Consider the following 5,951-nt stretch of genomic DNA (forward strand, 5'->3'; position numbering starts at 1 on the left):
CGGTCGAGGCGCACGCCGGCCGCCGCCCCGGCCAGCAGCCGCGCGCTCCAGGACAGGAAGTAGTGGGACGCCAGGAGCTGACCGATCGCGCCGTCGGCCGCGGCGATCTCCCGGACGACCGCGTAGGCCGTGCGCCAGTCGGCGCCGCCCCCGCCGGCCCGCGCGGGCACGAGCAGCGGGAGCAGTCCTGCCTCCCGCAGCCGGGACACCTCGTCGAAGGGCGGTGCGGCCGCCTGCTCCCGGGTCGCCGCGTCGGTCGCCAGATCGTCCGCCGTCTCCCGGGCGGCCCGGAGCCAGTGCGCCGTTCCGGAGCCGGCGCCCGCGGTGCCGGTGACGGGGAGGGCGGGCGGAGGGGCTGTGACCATGACAGGGGTCTCCTCGGAGTGGACCGCACGACAGGACGGGGGAGGGGCGGCGGTGCGCGAAAGCCCGGGCCCTCCGTGCGACCGCACGGGGCCCGGCCGGCAGGGAAGGAGGGCGCGCGGGGAGAGGTCCGGCGTCCGTGGTGCCACGACGGGCGGGGGAACCCGCAGGGGAACAGGAGAGAGGTTCCCGCCCGGACCGGACGGATCCTAGGCGCGCGGACAGGCGGCGCTGACGACCCGGCAGAAGTCGACGTGCCGGCGTCGCACCAGTCGCTGCCGCGTGTGAGCCATGGGCATCATCCTGCGCGGCGCCGTCGGGCCCCGTCAACACTTCCCTAGTGATTCAGTAGGGAACGGTGTGCCGCGGCGGCTCCGGGTCGGGCGTGCCCTCGACGGCCGACGTCCGCCCGGCAGGCTTGCGCAGCAGGAGCAGCGCGGCGTCGTCGTGGAGCCGGCCGCCCACGTGCGCCAGCAGTTCCTCGTGCAGCGCCGCGACCGTGCGGTCGGGTTCGTCGTACAGGTGCCGGGCCAGGCCCTCGGCCAGCGGGAAGAACCGGCGGGCGGCGTCGCGGGCCTCGGTGACCCCGTCGGTGTAGAGCAGCAGACGGTCCCCGTCGCCGAAGCGCAGCACCTCCAGGTGCGGCGCCTGCCCGGACAGGGCACGCAGCCCCAGCGGCGGGACCGGCTGCGCCGGCTCCACGGGCACGATCTCGGACCCGCGCACCAGGAACGGCGGGGCGTGGCCGCAGTTGACCATCTCCAGACGGCCGGGCTCCGGATAGCCGGCCACCACGGCGGTGACGAAGTCGTCCCCGCAGAGGTTGCGGGCCAGGCTGCGCTCGATCCGGTCGACCACGGCCAGCAGGTCCGGTTCGTCGTGGGCGGCCTCACGGAACACGCCGAGCACCAGGGCTGCCGTGCCCACGGCCGGGAGGCCCTTGCCCCGCACGTCGCCGACGATGAACCGCACGCCGTGCGGTGTGGGGATCAGCGCGTAGAGGTCGCCGCCGATCCGGGCCTCCGCTGCGGCGGCGCTGTACTGGACGGCCACCTCGAACGGCCCGACCGTGCGGGGCGGCGGCGCGAGCAGCGCGTGCTGTGCGGTCTCGGCGACGGACCGCACCGCCTCCAGGACCTGTTCCGCCCGGCCGCGCCGCCCCGCGGTCAGCGCCCCGGCCAGGGTGACGCCCGTCAGGGCGGCCAGCAGGACGGCCGTCTCCCGGCCCGGCACTCCCGCGTGGACGCCGATCGCGCTCCCCAGCACCGAGGCGAGGAGCCCGGTGCCCAGGACCACGTGCCGGCCGCCGGTGACCGCCGCCAGTGCCGGTCCCGCGGCGAGCAGCGGCAGCCACACCGGCCCCCCGCCGGCGAAGGCGACGAGCGCCACGGCCCAGACGGCCAGTAAAGGCAGGAGATGGCGCAGGACCGGCAGGGACGGCCCGGCAGACGTGTGCGGCTCGGCGGCGGTGGCCCGGGGCGCGGCGGTCCGTGTCCGGGTGTGCTGTCGGGCGTTCCTCATCTGTCGTCCGCGGTCCTCACCTCTGCGCGGCGTGCGCGCTCCCGATATGTCTGATGTAAAGGAAACGCGACCGGTGTGAGGGGTCACAAGGTGCGGATTTTCAGATAGTGAGAGAAAGGCTCCTCGTCACCCGTCCGGCCGTCGGGAGCAGCCGGGACCGGACCTCGGCCAGCCGGGACAGCCGGTCCACCGGCAGCGACACGCCCAGCGAGCCGAGGGTGTTCCCGCTGCGGACCGGCACCGCGACGCAGACGGTGCCCAGCGCGTACTCCTCCAGATCCGTGACGGCCGGCGCCTCGGGGGCGGTGTCCAGACGGCGCAGCAGCTCCGGCGCGGCGGTGATCGTCCGCGGGGTCAGATCGTTCAGCGGATGCCGGGAGAGGTACTCCTGACGGGCCGCGCCGTCCAGCTCCCGCAGCACCGACTTGCCGAGCGCCGTGGCGTGCCCCGCGTCGGCGAACCCCACCCAGAGGTCGACCCGGGGTGCGCGGGGACCGTCCACGATCTCGGCGACCCGGATCTCGCCCTCCTCGTAGAAGGTGAGGTACGCCGCCGCCCCGATGTCGTCGCGCAGCGCGGCGAGCGTCGGCCGGACCCGGCTGAGCAGCGCCTGTCCCCGGCCCGCGGTGTGCAGGGTGTGCAGGCGCTCCCCGAGCACGAACGCGCCGTCGTCCAGCCTGCGCAGATAACCGTCGTGGACCAGAGTGCGCAGCAGGTGGTAGGCCGTGCCCAGCGGCAGCTGCGCCTCACGGGCCAGCTGTTTCGCGGGCGCGCCGTTCTCGTGCGCGCCCGCCGCCTCCAGCAGGCGGAAGGCCCGCTGCACGGACGTGATCAGCGTGGGGCCGTTGGCCATGGGACCAGCCTGCGCCCGGTCCGGTCGCCCGGGCAAGCCCCGGCCGCCGTCGGGAGGAGCCGCCTCATCCCTGCCGGGCGCGGTGCGGGACGGTGGGCGGGTCGACGTAGGACTCCAGCGTGCCCCGGCGCCGGACGTCCAGGGTGGCGCAGTGGAACGAGCCGCCGAACGGCGCGTAGTGCAGCAGGTCGCAGGGGACCGGCTCGAAACCCCACTTCTCCAGCGCCCGCAGCATCCCGGTGTGGTGGCGCTCGGCGATCACCCGCTTCTCGTCCACCATCAGGACGTTCATGCTCAGCCACTTGCCGCACATCGAGGTGACCCGCAGCAGCGGATCGCGGATCGGCTCGGGCTCGGGCGCCGTCAGCACGTCCCAGGAGCGCAGCACGTCCGGCAGGCGGTCGACGTCGATGTACTCCGGATTGATCATCACCTTGCCCGGCCCGAGCAGGACGAACGTCGTGTCGATGTGCATGGGGGTGCGGCAGCGGCTCTCGATCTCGTGGATCCGGTAGCCCGGGCCGAGATGACGGCGCAGCCACTCGATCCCCATGCGGTTGGTGACATTGCTGCGGGTGACGAACAGGTCCCGTCCCGCACGGACGAAGTCCGCCGCGTCGAACACCGGCTCGAACTCGGTGAGGATGTAGCGCATCGGCTCGTCGGCCCGGGGGATGCGGAAGTCCGGTTCGAACAGCGCGTCGGTGAGTTCGGGCTTCGGGGCCGCGGTCCAGCGTGCGCCGCGCCGGAAGTAGTCCTTGAGCACACGGCGGTAGGAGTGCGTCTCGAAATAGCGGCACGGCCAGGCCATCGGGGTCTCGATGATCTCGTCCCCGACGACGAGCATGCTGTCCCGGGGGCACGTGGTGCAGAAGCCGCGGGACGACCAGTCCGGGGTGGCGAACCTGCGCCGGTGGTCGACCGGATCCGGACGCCGGACCGTCACCCCGAGGTCCTCCAGCAGGGTGACGAACTGGTCCAGTTCCTGCTGCGCCCGCTCGACCAGCCGGCGCGGATACCTCCGGCCGGCCGCGAAACCCTGAAGCCGCGCCGCCCACGGCGGGACGTTGCAGGTGACCACCGGGTGGCCGGACGGGATCGTCGCGCCCTCCAGGCGGCCCACGATGATCTCCTCCAGCGGGTCCCACTCGTTGTGCGACATGACCGGGGAGGCGGGAGCGGTACCCGTCCCGGTCGCGGTGGTCGAGGGTGCGGACATCGACAGGCCTCTTCCTCCCGTGGACGGCCGGTTGCCCAGTATAGGTACCGCGTCACGGAAAGTGCAGGTCCGTGCGCGAGGAGTCAGTCGACCGGCCAGGTGTGGACCGGGGCGTTGAGGTGCATGTAGTCGATGTACTGCTGCGTCATCCGGCGCAGTGCCTCGTGATGGCCGCAGCGCGCGGAGGCGTCGATGTGATGGAACATCTCCTTCTGCCAGACGGCCCCGTTGCGGCCGGTCACGCACCGCTGCTCGATGATCCCGAGCAGCGGCTCCCGCCAGGCCGCGTCCATGCCGGACAGCTCCAGCCCGTGGTGCGCCATCGGCAGCAGGCGCCGCAGGACCAGTTCCGGCACCGTGACCTCGCCCATGCCGGGCCAGTACACCATGGCCTCGATGCCGTGCCGGGCCGCCGTGTGCAGGTTCTCCTCGGCGGCGGAGAAGGACATGCGGGACCACACCGGCCGCTCCTCCTCCACCAGGGCGCGGGTCAGGCCGTAGTAGAAGGCGCCGTTGGCGAGCGTGTCCGCCACCGTCGGCCCGGCCGGCAGCACGCGGTTCTCCACCCGCACGTGCGGCTTGTCGTGGGCGACGGCGTACACCGGGCGGTTCCAGCGGTAGATGGTGCCGTTGTGCAGCGTGAGCTCGCCCAGTTCCGGGACGTCGCCGCGGTCCAGGGTCTCCCTCGGGTCCTGCTCGTCGCACAGCGGCAGCAGGGCGGGGAAGTAGCGCAGGTTCTCCTCGAACAGGTCGAAGACACTGTTGATCCACCGCTCCCCGAACCACACCCGGGGGCGGACGCCCTGCACCTTGATCTCCTCCGAGCGGGTGTCGGTGGCCTGCTCGAACAGCGGGATGCGGGTCTCGTGCCACAGCTCCTTGCCGAACAGGAACGGCGAGTTGGCCGCCAGCGCGATCTGCACCCCGGCGATCGCCTGGGCCGCGTTCCAATAGGCGGCGAACTGCTCCGGGTGCACCTGCAGATGGAACTGCGTACTGGTGCAGGCCGCCTCCGGGGTGATCGTGTCCGCGTAGGTGCGCAGCCGGTCCACGCCGTCCACCGCGATGCGCAGGTCCTCCCCGCGCGCCGCGAAGATCTGGTCGTTGAGCAGCCGGTAGCGCGGGTTCTCCGACAGCGCCCCCTCACCGACGTCCTCCTGCCGCAGGGTGGGCAGAATCCCGGACATGATGAGATGCGTGCCCACGGACCGGGCCCGCTGCTCGGCGTGGTTCAGCGCGGCACGGATCTCGCTCTCCCACGCGTCGGGGCCGCCCGCCGTCAGACGGCGCGGCGGGATGTTGATCTCCAGGTTGAACCGGCCGAGTTCGGTCGACCACGCCGGATCCGCGATCGCCTCCAGGGCGTCGCTGTTGCGCATCACCGGCTCCGCCTGCTCGTCGACCAGATTCAGCTCGATCTCCAGGCCGACCTGGGGGCGCTCGGACTCGAAGCGTGCCTCGCGCAGCATCAGCGCGAAGGTGTCGAGGCACTCCTGCATCTTGATCCGGTACCGACGGCGGTCCTCGCGGGTGAACACCATCGCCGGGACGTCCCGTCCCATCGGTTCTCCCTCCCGGCTCGTGCCCTGGGGGTTGCCCAACCCCCAGCGTGGCACCACCGGGCGACTCCGACCACGCGACGGTGTCCGTGCCGGGTGCAACCACCGCCACCGGACCGGCGTCACAATCGGCGCGCACGACCGCCGCGGCCGCCCGGCCGTGGCACCGCACGGCACGAGAAGGGGCACACATGGCGGGAAGAGCCAAGGTCAGCATCGGCCTGGACGCGGAACTGGTGGTGGAGGTGATGGTCCTGTCCGGGATCGGTTCGCCCCAGGACGCGATCGAGGCCGTCGTACGGGACTACGTGGCCCGCGGCCACCGCACCGAGGCCCGGACCGGCCTCGTCGACCGCGGCCTGGGCGAGACCGACGCCGCGCCCCAGGAACCGCAGGGCTGACCGGCCGCGCGGGCCGTCCGGGGGGCCGTCCCGGC

General features: G+C 73.0%; 6 protein-coding genes. 1 reads left to right on the forward strand and 5 read right to left on the reverse strand.

Translation table 11 applies throughout. The features are described from left to right. The 5 genes from G3I53_RS07810 to G3I53_RS07830 all read right to left on the reverse strand — a co-directional run. Nucleotides 1-365 (reverse strand): acyl-CoA dehydrogenase family protein (locus G3I53_RS07810; protein WP_203616739.1); only part of this gene is annotated, 365 nt, incomplete at its 3' end. 343 nt (nucleotides 366-708) lie between these two features. Then, nucleotides 709-1,884, reverse strand: a complete 1,176-nt coding sequence (locus G3I53_RS07815; RefSeq protein ID WP_164438157.1) for a PP2C family protein-serine/threonine phosphatase — start codon at nucleotides 1,882-1,884, stop codon at nucleotides 709-711. 100 nt (nucleotides 1,885-1,984) lie between these two features. Continuing rightward, complete coding sequence (locus G3I53_RS07820; RefSeq protein ID WP_164335474.1) at nucleotides 1,985-2,737, reverse strand: IclR family transcriptional regulator C-terminal domain-containing protein; 753 nt, start codon at nucleotides 2,735-2,737, stop codon at nucleotides 1,985-1,987. Nucleotides 2,738-2,801: 64 nt separating this feature from the next. Next, entirely contained in the window at nucleotides 2,802-3,956 is a 1,155-nt protein-coding gene (locus G3I53_RS07825; protein WP_164335476.1) for an amidinotransferase, read from the reverse strand. An 83-nt stretch (nucleotides 3,957-4,039) separates the two neighbouring features. Continuing rightward, the gene (locus G3I53_RS07830; RefSeq protein WP_164335478.1) at nucleotides 4,040-5,518 is read right to left on the reverse strand and encodes a glutamate-cysteine ligase family protein; all 1,479 of its coding nucleotides are present in this window, start codon (nucleotides 5,516-5,518) and stop codon (nucleotides 4,040-4,042) included. 188 nt (nucleotides 5,519-5,706) lie between these two features. Between G3I53_RS07830 and G3I53_RS07835 the strand changes: the two genes are divergently transcribed. Further along, on the forward strand, nucleotides 5,707-5,916 hold the full coding sequence (locus G3I53_RS07835; protein ID WP_164335479.1) for a DUF2191 domain-containing protein: 210 nt from the start codon (nucleotides 5,707-5,709) through the stop codon (nucleotides 5,914-5,916). Nucleotides 5,917-5,951: the final 35 nt, after the last annotated feature.

The sequence above is a fragment of the Streptomyces sp. SID14436 genome, from assembly GCF_010548465.1.
Taxonomy (GTDB): Bacteria; Actinomycetota; Actinomycetes; order Streptomycetales; family Streptomycetaceae; genus Streptomyces.